Genomic DNA, 22,218 nt, shown 5'->3' with positions numbered 1-22,218 from the left:
ACTTACCGGACAATGTTGATCTGTTCTTGAAAGGACCCCGTGCTACGCGTCATAGGTAAGCGGCTCGCGCTACTGATACCCACCCTGATCGGCCTGTCGATCCTTCTGTTCCTGTGGGTACGCAACCTTCCTGGCGGCCCGGCAACGGCTCTACTGGGCGAGCGGGCCACCCCTGAAGCGGTGGAAAGGGTGAACGAGCTCTACGGCTTCAACGAGCCGATCGTCTCTCAATACTTCACCTATATGGGCAAGCTTCTGCAGGGTGACTTTGGCACCTCGATCAACACCGGCCGACCAGTGCTGGAGGAATTTGCCACCCGGTTTCCCGCCACCGTTGAACTGACGATTGTCGCGCTGATCTTCGCGATCGGCATCGGTATCCCGTTGGGTTACCTCGCCGCACGCCACTATGGACGTTTCGTGGACCATGGTTCGGTGGTGCTCAGCCTGTTAGGTATCACCGTCCCCGTCTTCTTCCTCGCCTTCATCCTCAAGTACGTCTTCGCCATCCAATGGCCAATTCTCCCGCCGGACGGACGCCAGAACCCACGGATGGACGCTACCCATGTCACCGACTTCTACGTCCTCGACGGTATGTTGACGGGCGAGTGGGATGCCGCCTGGGATGCGTTCCAGCACCTTATCCTGCCGGGTATCGCGCTCGGCACCATCCCCCTGGCCATCATCGTACGGATCACCCGGGCTTCGGTGCTCGAGGTGCAAAACGCCGACTATGTCCGCACCGCCCGCGCAAAAGGCCTGCTGGAGAAGACGATTAGGAACCGTTTCATCCTGCGGAATGCCATGCTGCCCGTCGTGACCACCATCGGCCTGCAGCTAGGACTCCTCATCTCCGGGGCGGTACTCACCGAGACGGTGTTCGCGTTCAACGGGATTGGCAGATTTCTCCGTGATGCCATCTTCGGCCTTGATTACCCTGTCCTGCAAGGATTCATCATTTTCATAGCTGTCCTTTACGCCCTGATCAACCTCCTGGTGGACCTTTCCTACAGCATCATCGACCCTAGGGTGCGTGTGCAATGAGTACTACCTTGCCTCCAGCGCCGGGCGGCGGGGCGTCGCCTATCGACCCAACCATTCCCGACGGCGCCAGCACTGGCCTCTGGAAAGACTCCTTCCGACGGCTGAAGCGGAACCCCCAGGCGATCGCGGGTGCCATCATCGTGGGATTGTTCATCCTCGTGTCCATCCTCGCGCCCCTACTGGCGCCCTACGGTGGGAATGAGCTGCCGGGCCGGACCGAGATCACGCCCATCAATATCCCGGGGCCCGGCGAGATCGATGCCTACCCGCTGGGGTTGGACCGGTTCGGTGGGGACCTATTGAGCAAGCTCATCTGGGGCGCGCAGGCATCCCTCCTAATTGGTGTCATTTCCACTTCGCTCGGCCTGGCAGGTGGAATGCTATTGGGCCTGCTCGCCGGTGGGTTCGGTGGGTGGGTAGACAGTCTCATCATGCGGTTCGTCGATATCCTGCTGTCCGTTCCAGGTCTGCTTTTGGCCGTCAGTATCGCCGCGGTCCTCGGCCAAGGCCCGTACGCGGTGATGATTGCGATCGGTGTGGCGCAGGTACCGATCTTCGCCAGGCTGCTGAGGGCGTCCATGCTCTCCCAACGCGGATCGGACTACGTTCTCGCCGCCCAGACCCTGGGTCTGAGCCGCTCGACCATCACGCTGAGCCACGTTCTTCCCAACAGCGTCGGACCGGTCATTGTTCAGGCAACGCTTAGTCTGGCCACTGCCGTGATCGACGCTGCCGCGCTGTCGTTCCTGGGGCTGGGCGGTGGGCTGCCGCAAACGGCGGAGTGGGGCAGAATGCTCACCTACGCCCAGAGCGAGCTGGCCAACTCACCGCAGTTGGCGTTCTTGCCAGGCATTTGTATAGCAGTCACTGCGTTAGGCTTCACCCTGCTGGGCGAGTCGCTGCGCGAGTCCCTTGACCCAAAGACCCGCAAGAAGTAGCAGAATGTAGCAAGACAGGACCCAAAATAAAAAGGATCCCTGCACCACTGGTGCCGGGATCCTTTTTATTCGCTGGTGCCGATCTAGGCGATGTTCAGCTCGTTGCCGGGGATCGACGCCAACAATTGGCGGGTGTACGGGTGGCGCGGATTTTGGAACACTTCTTCGGAGCTGGCGGCCTCAACCAGTTCGCCGTCCTTCATCACGCAGACGTAGTCTGAGATCAGCCGAACCACGGCGAGGTCGTGGGAGATGAACAGGTAGCTCAGGCCCAGTTCAGCCTGCAGGTCGCCGAGCAGTTTGAGGATCTGCGCCTGGACCAGGACGTCCAGCGCCGACACCGGCTCGTCGCAGATGATCAGCTCGGGCTTCAGCGCCAGCGCGCGGGCGATCGCAACGCGCTGCCGCTGCCCGCCGGACAGCTCCGACGGGTACCGGAGCAGGGCGGTCTGCGGCAAAGACACCTGGTCCATCAGCTCGCGGACCCTGGCCCGCCGTTCACTCTTGGAGCCACGTTTGTAGGCGTTAAGGGGCTCCTCAACAATCCGTTCAATGGTGAACATCGGGTTCAGTGACGAGTACGGGTCCTGGAACACGGGTTGGACCCGTTGCCGAAAATCGGCCAGCTGGTCCTTATTGAGTGTTCCGACATCCATCCCGTCAAAGGTCATGGTGCCCGACGTCGGCTCAATCAGTTTCAGGAGCATCCGCGCCGTGGTGGTTTTCCCCGACCCGGATTCCCCCACGATGGCGACGGTCTGCCCGCGGGGCACGTCAAGGGTGACGTTCTTCGCCGCGTAGAAGTCTTCCGAACTGCCGCGCCGTCGGTAGACCTTGGTCAGGTCCCGGATTTCCACAATGTTCCGGCCCGGTCCGGTGGCCGCAGAGACAGCTGACGCGTCGTCGGTCTGGTGTTCGGCGAACGCAGCCTCAGCCACTTTCGTCCGCTTGCCGGCGTCGGCGCTGTAGGTGCCCGGCTGGAGGCGGACCGCGGCAACACTGGGGGCCGCGCGGACCAGCGACTGGGTGTAGGGGTGCTGGGGATCGTTGAGGAGTTGCAGCGCCGGGCCGGCTTCCACCACCCGGCCACGGTGCATCACCACCAAATCCGAAGCACGCTCAGCGGCCAGCCCCAGGTCGTGGGTGATGAGCAGCACCGACGTGCCCAGCTGCTCGGTCATTTTATCGATCTGGTCGAGGATGGTGCGCTGCACGGTGACGTCGAGGGCGCTGGTCGGCTCGTCAGCGATCAGGAGCCGTGGCTGGCAGGCAAGCCCAATGGCGATCAGGGCGCGCTGGCGCATACCGCCGGAGAATTCGTGAGGGTACTGCTTGGCGCGCTCCCCGGCGTCCGGCAGCCCTGCGGCTGTCAGGACCTCGATGACGCGTTCTTTGACGTCTTTCTTGGTCGCCATCCCATGGACCAGCAGTGTCTCAGCCACCTGGGTGCCAATCTTGGCAACCGGATTGAGGTTGGACATCGGGTCCTGTGGCACCAGGCCGATGGCCCGCCCGCGGATGGCGCGCATCCTGGATTCAGGCAACGTGACGAGGTTCTGGCCCTCGAACATGATGCTTCCGCCGGTGACCCGACCGTTGGACGGCAGCAGGCCGATGCAGGACATCGCCGTCGTCGACTTGCCTGACCCTGACTCCCCGACGATCGCGAGGGTTTTTCCGCGCCGAAGCGTGAAACTCGCATTCTCGACGGCCTTCACATCGCCGTAAGTGGTGCTGAAGGTGACGGCGAGGTCTTTGACCTCGAGGAGCGGGGCGTCGCTGGTGCCGCCGCCGATGGGTGTGATGTCGATCATGCTCCTATCGTCCCTCATGACGGGCCGTAACCGACGGATCCGGAGGAGAGTTTTTCGATCAGGAAGTCGACGGCGAACCGGTAGCCGCTGATCCCCGCGCCCACGATGACCGCATCAGCGACCGCCGACAGGTAGGAGTGCTGGCGAAACTCCTCGCGCCGGTGCACATTACTGATATGCACCTCTACGACGGGGAGGTCTACGGCGGTGAGCGCGTCCCGGAGGGCGATGGAGGTGTGGGTGTAGGCGCCGGCATTGATGACAATGCCGGCCGCGGTGCCGGTCGCGGCGTGGATGGCGTCGACCAGCTCACCTTCATGGTTGGACTGCAGACAGTTGACTGCCCAGCCGTGACGTCCTGCGGCGTTGGCGGCGAGCGATTCGACGTCGGCCAGGGTCGCTGTCCCGTAGGTCGCGGGTTCGCGGGTGCCCAGGAGGTTCAGGTTCGGTCCGTTGATGATCAAGAGCGTGGTGGTCTTCGGCATGGCTTAACTATGCCCCACGCTCCCCGCCGCTCCCTCATGTTCAGGAAGCAATGACAACGGGGCGCAGGCGGCATCAGGTCGGTGACCACTACCACCCGGGCGCGTTCCCGGGTGGTAGTGGTTCGGTGGCTACTTCCGCAGCGAAGCGGCGATCTGCGCCATGATCGTGGGATCGGACAGGGTCGTAGCATCGCCGACCTCACGGCCCTCGGCTACATCCTTCAGCAGCCGGCGCATGATCTTGCCGGACCGGGTCTTCGGAAGCTCCGGCACCACCAGGATGTTGCGTGGTTTGGCGATTGGACCGATCTCCTTGGCCACGTGGTTGCGCAGGGTGGTGACGATGTCGTCGTCATCCACGGCCGAACCGCGCAGGATCACAAACGCAACCACTGCCTCGCCCGTCGTCTCATCCGATGCGCCGACGACGGCGGCCTCAGCCACCGACGGGTGGCTCACCAGCGCCGACTCGATTTCCGTCGTCGACAGCCGGTGACCCGAAATGTTCATGACGTCGTCGACCCGGCCCAGCAGCCAGATATCGCCGTCCTCGTCCTTCTTGGCGCCATCGCCCGCGAAATACATGTTGTCGAACCGCGACCAGTAGGTGTCCTTGAACCGCTGCGGGTCGCCCCAGATGCCGCGGAGCATGGACGGCCACGGTTCGCGGACTACCAGGTACCCGCCCGAGCCGTTAGGCACCGACTGGCCCATCTCGTCCACCACATCGACGGCGATACCAGGCACCGCGACCTGCGCGGAGCCTGGCTTGGCGTGGGTGACGCCCGGCATCGGCGCGATCATGTGCGCGCCGGTCTCGGTCTGCCACCAGGTGTCCACCACGGGGGCGCTGCCGCCGCCGATCATTTCGCGGTACCACATCCACGCCTCGGGGTTGATGGGTTCGCCGACGGAGCCCAGAACACGGATCGAGGTGAGGTCGTACTTCTTGGGGATGTCGCGGCCCCACTTCATGAAGGTCCTGATGGCAGTCGGCGCCGTGTAGAGGATGGAGACCTTGTACTTTTCCACCAGCTCCCACCAGCGGCCCTGATGAGGTGTGTCAGGGGTACCTTCGTACATCAGCTGGGTGGCCCCGTTGACCAAGGGCGCGTAGGTGACGTAGCTGTGCCCGGTGACCCAGCCGACGTCGGCCGTGCACCAGAACACGTCGGTTTCAGGCCGCAGGTCGAACGTGTTCTTGTGCGTGAACGCCGTCTGGGTCAGGTAACCGCCGGTGGTGTGGAGGATGCCCTTGGGCTTCCCGGTGGTGCCCGAGGTGTACAGGATGAACAGCGGGTGCTCCGAATCATGCCCGACAGCGATGTGCTCGGAGGACGCGTTGCCAACCACATCGTGCCACCAGACGTCGCGCCCCTCGGTCCACTCGACCGGCTCACCATTACGCTTGACCACCACCACGTTGCTGACCGTATGCCCCGCACGCTCCAGGGCGCCGTCGACGGCGGGCTTCAGCGAGCTCGGCTTGCCCCGGCGGTAGGTGCCGTCCGAGGTGACCACGAGCCTGGCTTCAGCATCGTCGATCCTGCTGCGCAGCGCTTCAGCCGAGAAGCCACCGAACACCACCGAGTGCACGGCTCCGATCCGCGCGCAGGCGAGCATCGTGATGACGGCTTCGGGAATCATCGGCAGGTACACCGCCACGCGGTCACCCTTCTCGACGCCGAGGGACAGGAACGCGTTGGACGCCTTCTTGACCTCTTCAGTGAGCTCCGCATACGTGTACGAACGGGTATCTCCGGGCTCGCCCTCGAAGTGGATGGCCACCCGATCGCCGAGGCCTGCCTCGACGTGGCGGTCCAGTGCGTTGTACGCGGCGTTGACCCGCCCGCCGACGAACCACTTGGCAAACGGCGCATCGGAGAAATCGAGAGCCTGCGTGAAGTCCTCGTCCCAGGTCAACAGTGCCCGGGCCTGGGAGGCCCAGAATTCCGGTCCGGCCTCGCCCTCCTCATACAGGGAAGGCTGAGCCACTGCGTTCGCGGCGAACTCTGGTGTTGGAGGAAAGCGGCGCTCCTCGTGGAGCAGATTCTCGAATGCGTCGCCTTGCGTGGTCTGGGTGTTCTCAGACATATTCAACCCTTCTTCGTGCCGGATTTCTAGGCGGCGAGCGCCCGGTCCGAAACCGGCACGCAGCACCGCGATACTGCTGACCAGACTAACTGCGAGCGCTGTTCTAGTGTGTGCGCGCTCACACCCGTAAATGTGAATGGTTGAGTTTCTGCGGTGAACGGCGGCCCGTGAGCCGGGCGGCAGCGCGCATGGGTAGTAGAGGACGGGAGGGTTGACTACTCTGGTGAGAGGAAAATAATGCTGGCGACTGCGGCCCGCCCGGCCGCTGCGACGAATGGAATCTCGACATGACAGATCCGAACACGGACCGGTTTACCGACAGCAGTAGTGATACAGACGCATCATCCACCCGCATTGTATCGAAGGTGCCCGGTACCAACGAGGCGGTCGTTGGTCCATTTACCCTCCGCGAGGCGGTGATCGGCGGCTCGGTGCTCGTCATTTTCATCGGCTCGTTGTTACCTTTCTTCGAGGCCGGAGATTTTTTCGGTAACCTGTGGAACGCCTCGTCGCTGTTCTTCCTTGGCATCGGAATCATCCTCCCAGTGGCAGCCGCTGGCTTGCTTGCCGCCCGGCGGCTCGGCACCGACCTGCGGGTTGGCTCGCTGTCAGTCGACCAGTTCGCCTCCGTGGTCGCAGTCCTGGCGACCGCCTTCTTCTTTCTGCAGACCGTAACTGCCTTCCACTATGGACCGTTCATCTGCCTGCTTGGCGCGATCGGTATGCTGGCCGCGACGGTGGGCGGTCCACATCTGCCCGGCTTCTCCGCGGACTTTGCTGGCCGACCGACGTCTGACGCCCACATCGTTGCCCGCAGTGTTCTGCCAGTCGCCCCCAAGACCCCGAAGGAACCCAAGACACCCAAGCCCGTTCCCGCCGAGCAGGTCACCGAGTTCAGCGAACTGCAGGGCACGACGACGACGTCGTCGGCTGTCGCCGCTACCGCAGCATCACCAGCGGCGCAGTCTACCGGCCGTGGCAGGTTTGGCTTCGGCGGCCCGTCGCAGTCCTCCGCGGCCAGCGCCTCCGAAGGCACCCCTGATGCCTCTCTGACCAGCGAAGTCGGTGCCGTCCCCGGGGTGCAGGACAAGGAACTGGCGGGCTCCGATTCGGCAAGCTACCCACGCTTCGCTGACGAAGATTTCGCCCCCTATGGCGCATCGCCGGATTCGGCACAGTCGACTGACACAGCCCGGCCCGTCGACGCGACGGCCGGCCATCGGACGGCGGCGAAGGGGAGCATCAACGCTGCCCCGGAGTCCAGCTCTCCGGTAGATGGTCAGGCGGCGGTGGACACGAGTGGTCAGCGGGCCGTCCAGGGAGCAGCCACGGCGGCGGCAGCAACGACCGTCGCGGCGACCACCGCCCAGCCGGTGGTTGAACGGACGGGTGCCGGGTCCCAGGACTCCATCTCGGCGACCAAGGAATCAGACAACGACGCCCCGGTTGTCGAGGCATTCTGGTTCGCCGTCGGGACATCCCGCCCGGTGGTTGACGAGGCCTCGGGTGTTGAGCTCTTCGTCTTGCGGCCAGGTGACTGGGAAGTGGGGATCGAGGACCGCGGTGAGGAGTTCCTGGTCCAGGACAAGCGCACTGGCCGGGTCGGAGTGATGCGGGATCTGACGAACATTGAGCGCGCGCCGAGCGACGGCTAGGCGGTCGGTGGTGGTCAGGACTGTGGGGGCCGGGAGATCGGATCCCAGCCCACTCGCCGTAAAGCGGCGCGCCCGCCGGATCCACCGCAGGCTGGCTGAGGAATACCCCTACGCGGTGGCGGAACTCGACTTCAGGAACCCCTTCGAGCTGCTGGTGGCAACGGTGTTATCCGCCCAGACCACCGACGTGCGGGTCAACCTCACCACCCCGGCCCTGTTCGCCAGGTATCCAGACGCCCGCAGCCTGGCCGAAGCCGACGAAATGGCGCTGCAGGACCTGATCCGGCCCACCGGGTTCTTCCGCGCCAAGTCGAGGAGTCTACTGGCGTTGTCCACCCGGTTGGTTGACGACTTTGACGGGGCTGTCCCGGCCCGCCTTGAGGACCTCGTCACCCTCCCCGGGGTGGGACGCAAAACCGCCAACGTGGTGCTCGGCAACGCGTTCGGCATCCCGGGCATCACCGTCGACACGCACTTCGGTCGGCTGGCTCGACGGTTCCGCTGGACCGAGTCGGACGACGCCGTGAAGGTGGAAACCGACGTCGCCGGTCTGTTCGATCCCCAGGACTGGACCATGCTGTCCCACCAGGTGGTGTTCCACGGCCGTCGGGTGTGCCACGCCCGCAAACCCGCATGCGGCGTGTGCCCCCTCGCGGCCCTTTGCCCGGCCTATGGTGAGGGTGAAGTGGACCCCGTCAAAGCCGCCAAACTGCTCAAATACGAGTTGGCGCCCGGCAGGGAAGACCTGCTGCACCTGATGAGAAACGGCGCGACGCGAGGCGAACTGCAGGCCGCCGGATACAGTCTTGGGGCATGAGCGCCCGGCAGGAATTGCTCAGCCTGGCGACGCGCTCAGTGGGGAAGCCGGGAACGCTGCGCGGCATTGACCCCGCCAGGGCTCGTGCCGCAGCTGTGCTGATTCTCTTCGGTACGCTCGACAACCGGCCGGCGCAGTATCACGCGCAGGCGGTGCCGGATGACCTCGACGTCCTGTTGGTGCTGCGATCCGGAGCGCTGGCCGATCATCCGGGCCAGGTGGCGTTTCCCGGGGGTCGGATTGACGACGACGACGCCGGCCCAGTGGCCGCGGCGCTCCGCGAGGCGTGGGAGGAAACCGGCGTCGACACGACCGGGATCGAGGTGCTCGGTGCGCTGCCTGAATCGGGGCTGCCGATTAGCAACTTCCTGGTCACCCCGGTGCTCGCGTGGTGGGCACGCCAGTCGCCTGTCGCCGCCGTCGACGAGGCGGAATCTGAGCATGTCTTCAGGGTCCCGGTCGCCGACCTGCTCAATCCGACCGATCGCCGGTCAGTGGTCAGTCACCGGAACGGCGTCACCTGGACCACTCCCGCCTTCCTCGTCAAAGGCGTCACCGTGTGGGGTTTCACCGCCATCCTGCTCGACGCGCTATTCAACGACCTGGGGTGGACCATCCCGTGGGATGACTCGCGGCAAATCCCACCGCCGCTGTAGGAGCAGTGCCCGGAGGCGCCACTGCCCCAGCGAAGCACCTGTCACTTGGCGTCGGCATAGGAATCCACCACCATCACGTTGACCGCGAACTCGATGGGAATGTCACCGAACATCAGCCGGGTCGCCGACAGGGCGGCGTCGGTCACCAGGCGACAAACCTCGTCGACCTGTCCTTCGGGGACATGCAGCATCACCTCGTCGTGCAGGAAAAACACTAGCTGATCGACCGGCGGAGGCGTTGCCGACGCCCGCAACCGACGGCGCAGCTCGGCCAGCCAGCACAGGGCCCATTCCGCAGCGGTTGCCTGCACCACAAAGTTGCGGGTGAACCGGCCGCGGGACCGGGCCAGGCTGTCGGCCCGGCGCTGCTCGTCGGCGGACGAGGTCTGCTGGGCTGCGACCCAGGCGTCGGTCGCCGGTGGACACCCACGACCGAGATAACTGCTCACCACCCCTCCCGCCTCACCGGTGCGTGCCGCGCCTTCCACTACCTGGATAGCCTGCGGGTAGGTGCGGGCCAGCTGTGGCATCAGCCGCCCCGATTCGCCGGTCGTGGCGCCATACATTGCACCCAGCATCGCGAGTTTCGCCTTGGCCCGGTCACCAAAGCCCTGCTCGGCGATCCCCTGATACAGGTCCTTGCCGCGCGCCGCCGCCGCAAGTGCCGAATCCCGTCCGAGTGCCGCTAGTACCCGCGGTTCCAGCTGCGCCGCGTCGGCAACCACAAACCGGTAGCCGGCGTCGGGTCGCACCGCATCGCGGATCTGCTTGGGGATTTGCAGTGCGCCGCCGCCCCGTGACGCCCACCGTCCGGACACGACGCCGCCCACCACATACTCGGGGCGGAAGCGGCCCTCCTGCACCCACGCGTCCAGCCAGGTCCAGCCGTTGGCGGTGAGCAGTCGGGACAACTTCTTGTAGCGCAGCAGTGGTTCGATTCCCGGATGCTCATGCCGCTCCAATTCCCAGGATCGGGTGCTGGTCACCTCGATGCCAGCCCGGTGCAGGGCGCGCAGCAGCTCCTGCGGCGAATCAGGGTTGAACCCCGGATTATTCAGGTGGCCGCGCAGTTCCCCGGCGATCCGTTCCAATTCGGCCGGCCGGACTCCGTCACGGGGTCGGGGTCCCAGCTCGGATTCGAGGAGCGCCTCGTGCAGGTCGCGGCGCCAGGGAATTCCGGCCGCCTCCATCTCGGCAGCCAACAGGGCACCGGCCGATTCCGCAGCGAGCAGCAGGGCCAGCCGCTGGGGTCGAGTTCCGCCAGCAACGGCCTGCTGCTGCTGGCGGAACTCGGCGAGGACATCTGTCGGACCTGGGCCGCTGGGGATGCTGGGTGTTTCGAAAAGACTGAACTGGCCGGCGGGGGTGGGTAGCGGGGGCAGCTGCCGGGCTGGAAGCTGACCCTGCACGTCGCCGCGTTTCCGGAGCGCGGCGACGTACGGTCGGTCGGCGCTGAAGCTGGAGTGGCGAATGATGTCGCGGCATAGGCTCAGGTCATGGCATCGTTCAACACTGACCGACTGATTCAATAGCGCCGGATACCAGGCGCGGGTGGAATCCCACACCCACCGCACCTTCTGGGCTTCGAAGTGGCGGACCGCCGAGGGAAGCTCTTCCCGGCCGACCACGATGGTGTTCCCCATGGAAGCGCCTGAAACATCAATAGGCTGCAGCACGGCGGCGGCATCCTGTGTCCGGTCCGCGCCGGCGTCTGCCTGGGTGCTGGTGGCGGTTCTGTCCAGCGGCGCGGACACGACAACATACATGGTTACATTGTCTCCCGCATTCGCGCGTTCCCGGTCCCCAGCGTCGCCTGGGACCTGGTCCGACTTCGGCACCGCACTCGTCCTCCACAGCACCTGCTAGCGGAGGTTTGTCCACAAACCTCCGCGGAGCCTGCTCTCGGCTGGGGGCCCGGTGCAGGCTTGATCCATGACAGATGGACGGCCCTGGCTTCCTGCACCCGGGCGGGCTGGCGCAGCGCTGGTCACCGGTTCGCAACTTATCCGCGATGAGACGGCCCGGGTGGCCGCAGCGGCGGGCCTTGAGCTCACCGTCATGGCGACCCTACCCGAGGCGCTCCAGGAGCGCCCAGCAGTGGTGTTGGTGGGCAGTGACATTGCAGAGAGCCGACTGGACACCGACGTCGAGCTAATTCTCGTGGGCTTGTCGGGCGAGGAGGGAAGTGTATGGGAGGTCGCGGCCCGGCTCCACGCCACCCGGGTCGCGATTCTGCCCGCCGCGGGGGATTGGCTCGCAGAACGGTTCGCGCGCCTCCGGACCGCGGGGTCACGCGGTCATATTCTTGGTCTGATCGGAGGTTCGGGTGGCGTCGGAACGAGTTCGCTGGGCTGCTGGCTCGCGCTCGCCGCGGCCCGCTCGGGCCGGTCCACCCTGCTGATCGATGGCGACTGCGCTGGGGGAGGACTGCACCTCGCCCTACCCGAAACACATTCCGGCGTCCGCTGGGCGGACCTCGGAGAAATCAGCGGCACGCTCAACCCCGACCAGCTCTCTGCGGCACTCCCCACGGTCAGGGGTTTCGCCGTGCTGTCCATGGGTGGGTCACCCACGAGAGAGCCGAGCATCGTGGCCTCGTCAGCAGTTCACTCGGTGCTGGCTGCCGCGCGCAGCGTTTTTGATCTGACACTAATTGATCTGCCCGCCGGCTGGCCGTGGGGCGGTCCGCTGCTCCCCTTCTGTGATGAAGCCATCCTCCTGGTGCCGGGGCGGACGCGACCAATAACTGCAGCCCGCTCAGCAGCGGAACACCTGCAGTCCTTGCCCATTTCGGTGATAGCCCGCGGGTCTTTGGGCCCGGGCCTTGATCCGCACCGGGTCGCTGAGCTGGTAGGACAACCTTTAATCGGCTACCTTCCCCACCTGCGCGGCGTGCCGGAGGCTGAACGGGAGGGGCGGCTCCTGACGGTCGGAGGGCACCGCGCTATTCGGCGGCTCACCGCCCAAACGCTGGCCACCGTGCCCGCTGGGATTGAAAGGGCAGCATCATGAATGACTTGCCGCGTGCCCCGCGTCGTGCTGAGGCGCACGACGACACCGCGGCCACCATGGTCAATGAGGTGCGCCAGGTCGTCCTGGCGGATCAGCTGCCTCTCACCGGAGCACGCCTCGCCGCAGCCGTCCAATCTACCGGCAGATTATTGGGCTCCGCAGGGACCTTCAGAACGGTGGATCGGGTCCAGGCCGAGCTGCAGGGACTCGGCCCGCTGCAACATCTTGTGGTCGATCCTGCTGTCACAGACATTCTGGTTAACGGCCCCGATGAAGTGTGGGTGGACGGCGCCGACGGACTGCGGCGAACCACTGATCGCTTCAGCACCGACGCCGAAGTGCGTGCGCTGGCGGCGCGACTCATCTCCGCCGGAGGCCGGCGACTCGACGACGGCAACCCGTGCGTCGATGTCCGCTTCGCGGGCTTTCGTGTCCACGCAGTCCTTGCACCCGTGTCCACCCGTGGAACGCTGTTATCCATCCGCGTCCAGCGTCAGCGGCAGTTCAGCATCGAGGAGCTGACCCGGTCCGGAACACTTGACCCTTTCATGGCCAACGCGCTCCGGGCAGTAGTTGAACGGCGGCTCAATTTTCTGGTCAGCGGGGCAACCGGCACCGGTAAGACCACACTGCTCTCAACCCTGCTGGCGCTGAGTGCACCCACCGAACGACTGGTGACCGTTGAGGACTCGGCCGAGCTGAACCCGCGCCATCCACACACGGTCCCGTTGCAAAGCCGCCACGGCAACTCCGAGGGGGCGGGCGCAGTCGACCTGGCCGAATTGGTGCGGCAAGCCCTGCGAATGCGTCCAGACCGTCTGATTGTCGGCGAGTGTCGTGGGGCAGAGGTGCGGGACCTCCTCTCCGCCATGAATACGGGGCATTCGGGCGCCGGGGGGACAATCCACGCCAATTCTGCTGAATCCGTCCCCGCCCGTCTGATGGCCCTGGGCTCTCTGGCCGGGTTGAGTCGCGACGCTGTCACGGTACAGGCGGCCAGCGCTCTCGATGTCGTAGTGCACCTGACCCGCGGGCAAACCAGCCGGTGCGTGGCCGTGATTGGCCTGATGGAAGTGGACGATACTGGAGCGCTGATCGTGCGTCCTGCCCTCATTCGGCACGGCGCCGCATGCGAGCCATCCTCGGGATGGCCCCGACTTCAGGGACTGCTGAGTCTGGGACCGCCACCGTGACTGGGGCTGCCGTGGGCGTCTTATTGATGATGGCCTTCCTGCTCCTTGCCCTTCCCAACAGACGCAGTGTGGGAACCAGCAGCGGCGCGACGTCCACTACGGTTTCGCGCGGGCTGGCAGGACTGTGGTCCGCGCGCCGATGGGCTCCGGTGGACCCGCTGGAACTACCCCTCTTCGTCCATCAGCTGACGGCGCTGCTGCAGGCGGGCAGATCCCCCCGCCAGCTATGGCACGACATTGCCGTGGTCTACTCAGCGGCTGACGATGAGCCCCCCGCAGGAACTGGTTTAGGGTTTGGCACGCGGGCGTCGCACGTGCTCTGGGCAGCGCAGCAGGCAGCGGCGATCGGCGAGGGCGTGCCGGAAGTGCTTCGCCGGGCCGCCGCCGACCGGTCATCGCCTGGGCGGTGGCGTCCGGGCCGGGCCAGAACCCCGCCTGCCGACGGACTGGGCCTCTGGCGGGATTTGGCCGTGTGCCTGGAAATTTCTGAACGTAGCGGCGCTCCGCTGGCTGACGTGTTGGGGCGGTATGCCGTCCAACTCGATCAATCTCTCGACGCTGCGACGGCTCGGGCGACGGCGTTGGCCGGTCCGGCCGCCACCGCCCGCCTCCTCGGCTGGCTTCCACTTTTCGGGCTGGGGCTGGGCTACCTGACCGGCGCGCAACCGCTCGCCATCCTGTTGGGATCGGTCCCCGGTCTGGGGTTGCTGGGAGTAGGAGTGTCCCTGATGGCACTAGGTCGGCTCTGGTCCGCCCGGCTGGTCGCTGCGGCTGCGAAGGAGGGTTGAAATGACCGGCCTGATGCTCTTCGTACTGCTATCTATGGTGGTTCTCCTACTGACCGGATACGGGGTGCGCGGGTCCGGCGGTTGGCGGCCGGGGACTGGCGGTCAGCCGCCAGGGATCCGGGGAGGCCCCGGGGCTGACCCCGGGGCCAAGCCCCCGCCTCGTCAAGGCCGGTCTGGAACCTCCAGCCGACCCGCCCAACGGGATCCGGACCAGATCGACCCGGCGCTCATGATTGACTTGCTCGGTGCCATGCTTGCAGCTGGAGCGCCAATCGGGGCCGCGCTGGCGGTCCTCGGCGATTCCTGTCCACCATCGTTGTCGCTCAGCTTGCAGCGGGTTCAGGGCGCTCTCGCCCTCGGTGCGGACTGGGAAACGGCGTGGAGCACAGCTGTCGCCCAGACCGACGGCACGACGGGCAAAACCCTTCGGGAGCTCGGCGGCGCCCTCCGGTTTGCTGCACTCACCGGTGCGTCGTCGGCGGGTATTGTGCATGCCTGTGCCGGGCAACTTCGCCGCAGGAGGAACAGCGAAGCTGAGCAACGCGCGGCAACGCTGGGCGTCCGCTTGGTACTGCCGCTAGGCCTTTGCTACCTGCCAGCCTTCATCTGCCTTGGCGTGCTCCCCGTGGTCTTCGCCCTGGTCCCACAGTGGGGATGACTGCGGGTCAAGCAGTACTGAGATTTATCCACATAACCGACTTTCGGGCCCCGCTCCGGGGCGCGACCGGGCAGAGTCATGACGGAGCGCATACGTGCTCGATCGGGCAGAGGCCCTCGCCGTGATTGGTCTCACCCCAAGAAATCACCTGGAGGAAAATATGTTGGCAAAAAAAGTACGGGGTTTCTTCGAGGGGCGTCGGCTAGCTGTCCGGCTGCGCCGTCTGACCGGCTCCGAGGCAGGGATGGCCACCGCCGAGTATGCCATTGCGACCCTCGCCGCGGTCGGGTTCGCTGCGCTCCTGGTGGCGGTTCTGTCCAGTGGCGAGGTCAGGGGAATGCTGATGTCCCTGATCAGTTCAGCATTGAGCTTCGGATAACGTGCTGAAGCCATGGAACCGGCACCCTAACGGGTCGCGGCTGGCCCCCTCGCAACCGGTTCCGGTCCCGCTGGATGCCCTGCGGCCGAACACGCCGCGGCTGCCGCAGAATACACCGCGCCCGAACACACTGCGGCGGGGGGCAGTGACGGCAGACACACCGCAGCGGGGGGCAGTGACGGCAGAGGTGGCGGTTGCGTTGCCGTCACTGGTCCTGCTCCTCGCGCTCCTCCTTGGCGCCGCAACGGCGGGTCTAACGCAGCTGAGGTTGGAGGAGGCAGCCCGGGCAGGTGCCAGAGAGGTGGCGAGGGGTGAGCCCTCGGTCCAGGTGCAGGCGACGGTGAGTAGGCTCGCTGGCGGACAGGCCCGGTTGGAGCTGACCGGGGACGGTGACTGGTCCACCGTGACAGTCAGTTCCAGCCTGGCAGTGCCGTTGCTGGACCTGGTGGGGTGGGAACTGTCGGCCTCGGCGTCAGCGCGCGCTGAGCTTCCGGGCATTCGCCGGTGACGATCAGTACATGAAAGGCCCAGGATGACGCGAGGACCTCGAACGGAAACCGGGGCCGGTACGGTATTGGCGTGCGGCTTCGCTTTGGTCGTGATCACGCTGATTGCAGCGGTGGTCGTGCTCGCGCAGGCTGGGACGGCGGCGGCCCAGGCCGCTACCGCAGCGGATCTCGCCGCGCTCGCCGCCGCTGATGCGTCACGGGGCCTGATCCCCGGAGATCCCTGTGCCGTGGCAGCGGCAACGGCTGCCGCCCACGGTGCATCTTTGCGGTCGTGCGACCGGGACGGCCCGGCGGGCACCATTGTTGAAGTGCGGACCAGCCTGAAGGTAAACGGCGTCGCCGGGTACCCGCTCCTCCCGGATGCAACGGGACGGGCGCGCGCAGGGCCGCCACCCTAGAGTCGGAAGATGGCGCCACCCTGAGTCAGGCAGTCAGGCAGCCAGCCTAATTAGTTAGTCAGCCAGACGCGCGGCTGGGTCCTGGACCAGCATCAGGGCCAGCAGTGCTGCAGCGCCGGACTTGCTGAGGGGGTTGTTCCGGTTGCCGCACTTGGGCGACTGGACGCAGGAGGGGCAGCCGGTGTCACATTCGCAGGCCGTAATCGCGTCCAGGGTGGCCCGGATCCAGATCCTCACCGCTTCGTACCCCCGTTCGGCGAACCCCGCCCCGCCCGGGTGACCGTCGTAGACGAAAATGGTGGGCAGCATTGTGTCGGCATGCAGGGCGGTCGACACCCCACCGATGTCCCACCTGTCACTCGACGCGACTAAGGGGAGCAGCCCAATGGCAGCGTGTTCAGCCGCATGCAATGCGCCCGGAAGGTCGGCGGCGGTCAGACCGCCGTCCTCGAGGAGCCGCTGGTCAAACTCAAACCAGACCGCCTTGGTGTGAAGGTCACGCGCGCCAAGCTCCAATGCCTCTTCTGACAGGATTTCGTTGGAGACGAAGGCTTTCCGCTGGAAGGACACTACCTGTGTGGTCACCTGCACCTCGCCGAACCGGATCTGCACCCCACCCCAGTCCTGCGTCCGGCTGGCCCCGATCACCTCAATTTCAGTGATGTCCCGGGCCTGGGTGTAGTAATCGGGATTGGACCTGGTGACCATTGCACAGTGATCCTGCTCGTTGAGTTCGTCCACCACATAGGTCTGGCCTTGATGCACATAGATCGCGCCGGCATGAGCCTGATAGTGGCTTTGTGGTGAATCCATGGTGCCCAGCATGGTGCCCGTGCCGGTCTCCACAATGCTGATGGGACCGCCGCCGTCGGCCCGCAAATTCACCATCCCGGCAGCGCTCTGCGGGTGGGTCCAGAACCAGCCGGCAGGCCGCTGCCTGAGGAAGCCCTGATTCACCAATTTCGCGAGGAGATCTTCAACCCCAGCACCGAAAAGGCCCAACTCCGCCGCCGCGAGGGGCAACTCGGCCGCTGCGGCACACAGGTGCGGGCCAAGCACATAGGGGTTGGTCGGGTCGAACACCGTCGCTTCGACCCCGACGTCGAACACCGCTTCCGGATGGTGCACCAGGTAGGTGTCGAGCGGGTCATCGCTCGCGACAAAGGCGGCAAGCGCGTTCTGACCGGACCGACCGGCCCGGCCGATCTGTTGCAGGAGCGAGGCGCGGGTGCCGGGCCAGCCGGCGACCAGCACGGCATCCAGCCCGGAAATGTCGATGCCGAGTTCAAGGGCGGGGGTGCTCGCCACCCCCAGAAGACGTCCGTTGCGGAGCGCCGACTCCAGTTCCCGGCGCTCCTCCGGGAGATAGCCCGACCGGTACGCGGCCACCCTGCTGGGCAGGCTCGGATGAACCTCGTGGAGCAGGCGCTTCGCTGTGGCGGCGATGCCTTCCGCTCCTCGCCGTGACTTGATGAACGCGATCGTCCGGACCTGGGCGGAAACCAGGTTCGCCAACAGATCGGAGGTCTCAGCGATAACGGTCCGCCGTTTGGGCGCCCCGTTCTCGCCCCTGAGTTCGGTGAGCGCGGGCTCCCAGAAGGCTACAGTCGTTGACCCGTGCGGGGAACTGTCCTCCACCACCGGCGTCGCCTCGCCACCAATCAACTTTCCGAAGGAAACCGCAGGATCAGCTGACGTCGCGGAGGCGCCGATGAACACGGGGGAGACGCCATAGTATTCGCAGACCCGCCGTAGGCGCCGCAGGAGGTTGGCCACGTGGGAGCCGAAGACCCCGCGGTAGCTGTGGGCCTCGTCGATGATCACGTACTTCAGGCGTCGAAAGTATCGTGCCCACCATGCGTGGTTGGGCAGGATCCCGTAGTGCAGCATGTCGGGGTTCGCCAGCACCAGGTTCGCGTGGTCCCGGATCCAGCGACGTGCTGCGGGGGCGGTGTCGCCGTCGTAGGTCTCGGCACGAACGGTTGGGATCTTCAGTGCCTTCACCGCCGCCAGCTGGTCAGCGGCGAGCGCCTTGGTGGGGGCTAGGTAGAGAGCCACCGAACCGGTCGGTTCGAGCGACACCCGTTCGCCCAGGGCCGTCCGGTGAATTTCGTCCAACACGGGCAACTGGTAGCAGAGCGACTTACCCGATGCCGTGCCCGTGGCCACAATCGTGTGTCTGCCGCGGTGGGCCGTATTGGCCGCCACAACCTGATGCCGCCACGGGGTGGTCACGCCCAGCGCCCCGTAGGCGGCGATGATGTCCGGGTGCGCCCAGTCCGGCCAGGGCTGCGTGATGGCTTTCCGGGCCGGGATCTCCCGCACGTGAACCAGCTGCTCTGGTTCGGCACCTCCGCCGAGTAAGGGGACCAGGGAGTCATGTAGTGCCACGTTGCCATTGTGTCACTCCGCAGACCTGTCACCCCGCCGGGCCCGTGCGGTCAGGCGCGTATTACAAACACGTCAGCCAGGTGCTGCCAGCCCAAGTACTGGTAGAGCTCCTGCCCGTCGGCCGATGCCATCAGAAGCCCGTGTTCCACGTCGTCCTCCAGGACGGCCGAGGTGAGCGCCCGCATCACATAGCTGCCGAGGCCGCGGCGGCGATACTGCTCAGCGGTGATGATCCGGTCGTAGACGGCGAAGCCATCCTCCACCGCCACCGATCCACGGGCAGCTTCCTTACCATCGACGGTGACGATCACCCGGCGGCACGACGGTTCACGCAGATGGGTGAGCGAGAACAGGTCGTCCGGTGGCCGAGGATCTTCGACGTCCTGTCCATCCATATTCACCGTCATCAGCGCCTGCCGGTTGTCGATGACTCTCATCCTCAGCGGGTTGAGGGTGGCGAGCAGATCGTCCATTCGGGTGGTCACCACGGTGAGCAGCCGGTTCGGATCGGCTTTCGTCTCGGCGGCGAGCTCCAGAGCCTGCTCATCGGTTGGGTCATAGAGGAAATGCTCCTGCTGATTGCCATTATCCGTCAACGAAACGGACACGGTGCGGCCGTCGTCGTGCGGCTGATAATCCCGGCAGGAGGACCAGCCGGAAATCCACGTGGCCAACAATTCCCTCGACAGATGTGCACTCATGGAATGACCATAGTTTGTACGGCTTCCATTGAACATAGGAAGTACCAGCCGTAGTTGATTTGAGACCTGCCCGACAGCAGGCCGTTATGCTTAAATGCGTGTCCATGAACCGCATTGTGCTCTATTACGTCTTCACCCCGCTGTCCGATCCGGAGGCGGTCCGCCTATGGCAGCGCGCCCTCTGCGAGAAGTTCGGCCTCCGCGGCCGCATCCTGCTGTCAAAGGACGGTATTAACGGGACGGTGGGCGGCGAGCTGAACGCGATGAAGCAGTACGTGAAAGCGACCCGCGAATATCCGGCCTTCAAGAAGATGGACATCAAATGGTCGGAGGGCGGGGCGGCCGACTTTCCCCGGCTAAGCGTCAAGGTACGGGATGAAATCGTGTCCTTCGGCGCCCCTGGCGAACTGAAGGTCGACGACGGCGGCGTGCTGGGCGGCGGAACGCATCTGAAGCCAGCCGAGCTGCACCGCCTGGTCGAGGCGAAGAAGGCCGACGGCGACGAAGTGGTCTTCTTTGACGGCCGCAACTCCCTCGAAGCGCAGATCGGCCGGTTCAAGAACGCCATTGTTCCCAACGTCGCAACCACGCAGGATTTTGTCAACGAACTGGACTCCGGCAGGTATGACGATCTCAAGGACAAACCGGTGGTCACCTATTGCACCGGGGGCATCCGGTGCGAAGTCCTGTCCAGCCTGATGATCAACCGAGGTTTCACCGAGGTGTATCAGCTTGACGGCGGGATCGTGCGATACGGCGAGGAATACGGCGACGCGGGCCTCTGGGAGGGTTCGCTCTACGTGTTCGACAAACGCATGCACGTCGAGTTCTCGAAGGACGCCAAAACCATCGGTAAATGTGTCCGGTGTGAGACGCCGACCAACAAGTTTGAGAACTGCACCAACCTTTCCTGCCGTAACCTCACCCTCTACTGCGCCACCTGCGCGGCGTCCCCGTCGACGCTTCGCTGCCCCCAGGGTTGCGAATCCGACGAGGCCGAGGCCACAGCCGCGGGTGCCGTGTGACGCACCCCGAGTTCACCGCTGACGTCCATGACGCCCCACTCAGCAGTGACCCCGCCCTCCTGGAACGACTCCGCGCCGATCTCCGGGCGCTGACCTACACTGTCGACGGCGTCGCGGACCTGATCGGACTCGATGCCTGGGAAGCGTTGGAGAAAGACCAGCTGATTCCGGCGCTGCTCGCCTGCCGTCAGCCGGGGACAACCACCGGGGCTGAGCGGACGGCTCCGGTGCTCCTCTGGCTGCTCGGCGAGCCGGTACCCGACGCACATTTGGGCAGGGCCTTTCCCCGCACCACACCCGACGGACTGGGCAGGTTGGGTCTTGCGGAACGCGTTGACGCCAGCGGGTGGCGGGCGATCGTTGATCTGCGCCCCTACTCGTCCGACGCAAGCGGGGACCTCTGGGTCGCCAGCGACCTCGGCCAGCATCAACGCCCCGGAGTCCTCCGCCGAGATCATGTCCTCGGGATCGGCCAGGCCTCGCTCACCTTAGCCCAGCTGACCATTCGGCCGGCAGTGGATCGTGCCCTGGACCTCGGGGTGGGGTGCGGGATCCAGACCTTCCACCTCCTCGGCCATGCGCAGCACGTCACCGCCACCGACGTCTCGGCCCGGGCGCTCGCCTTCACCCGGTTCAACCTTCTGCTGAACGCCGACCGTCTCAGCCTTGACCCGGCGGATCTCGGCGCGCGGGTGACCCTCCGCCAGGGGAGCCTACTGGAACCTGTGGCAGGGGAGACGTTTGACCTGGCAGTCTCCAACCCGCCATTCGTCATCACGCCGCGCGAGTCCGGCGAAACCCTTGACGGCCAGTTCACCTACCGCGACGGCGGGCTGCCGGGCGATGACATTGTCTCCACCTTGATCAAAAAGCTTCCCAGCATCCTTGCTCGGGGCGGCACAGCCCAACTGCTGGGCAACTGGGAGATTCCCGCGGGTGGTCGTTGGCATGACCGGATCGAGACCTGGATCCCCGCAGGGGTGGACTGCTGGGTCCTTCAACGGGAACAGCTTTCACCGTCGGACTATGCCCAGACGTGGCTGCGGGACGCCGCTGAATCCCGGGACCCAGTCCGGTTCGCTGACCGTTACGCCGCCTACCTGGACGATTTCGCGTCCCGGGCTGTTGAATTCATTGGCTTCGGCTCGGTGTTGCTCCGCTCCCGGCAGGCCTCGGCACCGCTGAGCCGTTTCGAGGAAATCACCCACGCGCTCGAGCAGCCTATCGCTCCGCACGTCGCGGCAGCCGTCGCCCGGCATGACTGGACCGTGTCCCACGCCGGGGACTTCGCCCATCAGCACCTGATGGTGGCCGACGATGTCACCGAGGAACGCCACCAACGTCCGGGAGCGGAACATCCCGGTGTGATCCTGCTGCGCCAGGGGGCCGGATTCCGGCGCACCACCCTGCTCAGCACCGAGCTGGCTGGGTTCGTGTCTGCCTGCGACGGCGAGCTGTCGGCCGGCCAGATCGCCATCGCACTCGGGGCCCTTTTGGGCCAGGACGACGACACCCTCCGGGCCGCGCTGCTGTCCGATGTCCGCGAGCTCGTCGTGAACGGATTCCTGATTCCGGTAGAGGCCTGACCCCCGGAAACCCGGCGGATCCCGGCCCCGCAGCGGGGTCGCCGGGTGGCCCCGGGTGAGGAGAGTTTGTGCACA

General features: G+C 65.6%; 19 protein-coding genes and 1 pseudogene. 14 read left to right on the top strand and 6 right to left on the bottom strand.

All coding sequences use genetic code 11. The annotated features are described in order from the left end of the window. Positions 1-39: 39 nt before the first annotated feature. Together ACX80A_RS03275 and ACX80A_RS03270 are read left to right on the top strand one after the other, a co-directional pair. Positions 40-1,044 (top strand): ABC transporter permease, encoded by a 1,005-nt coding sequence (locus tag ACX80A_RS03275; protein ID WP_459258237.1) that lies wholly within the window; start codon positions 40-42, stop codon positions 1,042-1,044. Next, positions 1,041-1,982, top strand: a complete 942-nt coding sequence (locus tag ACX80A_RS03270; protein WP_459258236.1) for an ABC transporter permease — start codon at positions 1,041-1,043, stop codon at positions 1,980-1,982. Before ACX80A_RS03275 ends, ACX80A_RS03270 begins: the two co-directional genes overlap by 4 nt. An 83-nt stretch (positions 1,983-2,065) precedes the next feature. Here the strand turns inward: ACX80A_RS03270 and ACX80A_RS03265 are convergent, their stop codons facing one another. The 3 genes from ACX80A_RS03265 to acs form a co-directional block, all read right to left on the bottom strand. Then, positions 2,066-3,796: a dipeptide ABC transporter ATP-binding protein gene (locus ACX80A_RS03265; RefSeq protein WP_459258235.1), complete on the bottom strand. Its 1,731-nt coding sequence runs from the start codon at positions 3,794-3,796 to the stop codon at positions 2,066-2,068. 14 nt (positions 3,797-3,810) lie between these two features. Then, entirely contained in the window at positions 3,811-4,281 is a 471-nt protein-coding gene (aroQ, locus tag ACX80A_RS03260) for a type II 3-dehydroquinate dehydratase (RefSeq protein ID WP_459258234.1), read from the bottom strand. A gap of 129 nt (positions 4,282-4,410) precedes the next feature. Continuing rightward, positions 4,411-6,375, bottom strand: coding sequence for an acetate--CoA ligase (gene acs, locus ACX80A_RS03255; protein WP_459258233.1), 1,965 nt, complete (start codon positions 6,373-6,375; stop codon positions 4,411-4,413). Between the two features lie 287 nt (positions 6,376-6,662). On the opposite strand from acs, the gene ACX80A_RS03250 reads away from it, so the two are divergent. The 3 genes from ACX80A_RS03250 to ACX80A_RS03240 are packed head-to-tail and all read left to right on the top strand — an operon-like array spanning position 6,663 to position 9,503. Further along, a complete protein-coding gene (locus ACX80A_RS03250) occupies positions 6,663-8,030 on the top strand; it encodes a hypothetical protein (protein WP_459258232.1) in 1,368 nt (455 codons plus the stop codon). 10 nt (positions 8,031-8,040) lie between these two features. Continuing rightward, a complete protein-coding gene (nth, locus tag ACX80A_RS03245; RefSeq protein ID WP_459258231.1) occupies positions 8,041-8,847 on the top strand; it encodes an endonuclease III in 807 nt (268 codons plus the stop codon). Beyond that, positions 8,844-9,503, top strand: coding sequence for an NUDIX hydrolase (locus ACX80A_RS03240; RefSeq protein WP_459258230.1), 660 nt, complete (start codon positions 8,844-8,846; stop codon positions 9,501-9,503). Before nth ends, ACX80A_RS03240 begins: the two co-directional genes overlap by 4 nt. A gap of 41 nt (positions 9,504-9,544) precedes the next feature. On the opposite strand, the gene ACX80A_RS03235 is transcribed toward ACX80A_RS03240, so the two are convergent. Then, positions 9,545-11,269, bottom strand: a complete 1,725-nt coding sequence (locus tag ACX80A_RS03235; protein WP_459258351.1) for a bifunctional 3'-5' exonuclease/DNA polymerase — start codon at positions 11,267-11,269, stop codon at positions 9,545-9,547. A 166-nt stretch (positions 11,270-11,435) separates the two neighbouring features. Here ACX80A_RS03235 and ssd point away from each other — a divergent pair, with 166 nt between their 5' ends. The 7 genes and pseudogenes from ssd to ACX80A_RS03200 all read left to right on the top strand — a co-directional run bounded on the left by ssd (position 11,436) and on the right by ACX80A_RS03200 (position 16,440). Then, on the top strand, positions 11,436-12,515 hold the full coding sequence (ssd, locus tag ACX80A_RS03230) for a septum site-determining protein Ssd (RefSeq protein WP_459258229.1): 1,080 nt from the start codon (positions 11,436-11,438) through the stop codon (positions 12,513-12,515). Beyond that, on the top strand, positions 12,512-13,708 hold the full coding sequence (locus ACX80A_RS03225) for a TadA family conjugal transfer-associated ATPase (protein WP_459258228.1): 1,197 nt from the start codon (positions 12,512-12,514) through the stop codon (positions 13,706-13,708). Before ssd ends, ACX80A_RS03225 begins: the two co-directional genes overlap by 4 nt. Beyond that, positions 13,705-14,496: a type II secretion system F family protein gene (locus tag ACX80A_RS03220; RefSeq protein ID WP_459258227.1), complete on the top strand. Its 792-nt coding sequence runs from the start codon at positions 13,705-13,707 to the stop codon at positions 14,494-14,496. Before ACX80A_RS03225 ends, ACX80A_RS03220 begins: the two co-directional genes overlap by 4 nt. 1 nt (position 14,497) lies before the next feature. Next, positions 14,498-15,154: a type II secretion system F family protein gene (locus tag ACX80A_RS03215; protein ID WP_459258226.1), complete on the top strand. Its 657-nt coding sequence runs from the start codon at positions 14,498-14,500 to the stop codon at positions 15,152-15,154. A 220-nt stretch (positions 15,155-15,374) separates the two neighbouring features. Then, a pseudogene (locus ACX80A_RS03210) lies at positions 15,375-15,533 on the top strand (DUF4244 domain-containing protein); the annotation flags it as partial. Between the two features lie 145 nt (positions 15,534-15,678). Then, complete coding sequence (locus ACX80A_RS03205; protein ID WP_459258225.1) at positions 15,679-16,041, top strand: TadE family type IV pilus minor pilin; 363 nt, start codon at positions 15,679-15,681, stop codon at positions 16,039-16,041. A gap of 24 nt (positions 16,042-16,065) precedes the next feature. Further along, positions 16,066-16,440 carry an Rv3654c family TadE-like protein gene (locus ACX80A_RS03200; protein WP_459258224.1) on the top strand — a complete coding sequence of 125 codons (375 nt, stop codon included), beginning with the start codon at positions 16,066-16,068 and terminating at the stop codon, positions 16,438-16,440. 54 nt (positions 16,441-16,494) lie between these two features. On the opposite strand, the gene ACX80A_RS03195 is transcribed toward ACX80A_RS03200, so the two are convergent. Next, on the bottom strand, positions 16,495-18,831 hold the full coding sequence (locus ACX80A_RS03195; protein ID WP_459258223.1) for a DEAD/DEAH box helicase: 2,337 nt from the start codon (positions 18,829-18,831) through the stop codon (positions 16,495-16,497). A 50-nt stretch (positions 18,832-18,881) separates the two neighbouring features. Beyond that, entirely contained in the window at positions 18,882-19,532 is a 651-nt protein-coding gene (locus ACX80A_RS03190; RefSeq protein WP_459258222.1) for a GNAT family N-acetyltransferase, read from the bottom strand. Between the two features lie 98 nt (positions 19,533-19,630). Between ACX80A_RS03190 and trhO the strand changes: the two genes are divergently transcribed. Both trhO and ACX80A_RS03180 read left to right on the top strand, forming a co-directional pair. Then, positions 19,631-20,557, top strand: coding sequence for an oxygen-dependent tRNA uridine(34) hydroxylase TrhO (gene trhO, locus ACX80A_RS03185; RefSeq protein WP_459258221.1), 927 nt, complete (start codon positions 19,631-19,633; stop codon positions 20,555-20,557). After that, on the top strand, positions 20,554-22,143 hold the full coding sequence (locus ACX80A_RS03180; protein ID WP_459258220.1) for a DUF7059 domain-containing protein: 1,590 nt from the start codon (positions 20,554-20,556) through the stop codon (positions 22,141-22,143). Before trhO ends, ACX80A_RS03180 begins: the two co-directional genes overlap by 4 nt. Positions 22,144-22,218 lie beyond the last annotated feature (75 nt).

The sequence above is a fragment of the Arthrobacter sp. TMN-50 genome (genome assembly GCF_054511125.1).
This window is presented reverse-complemented; position numbering and strand designations above follow the sequence as displayed.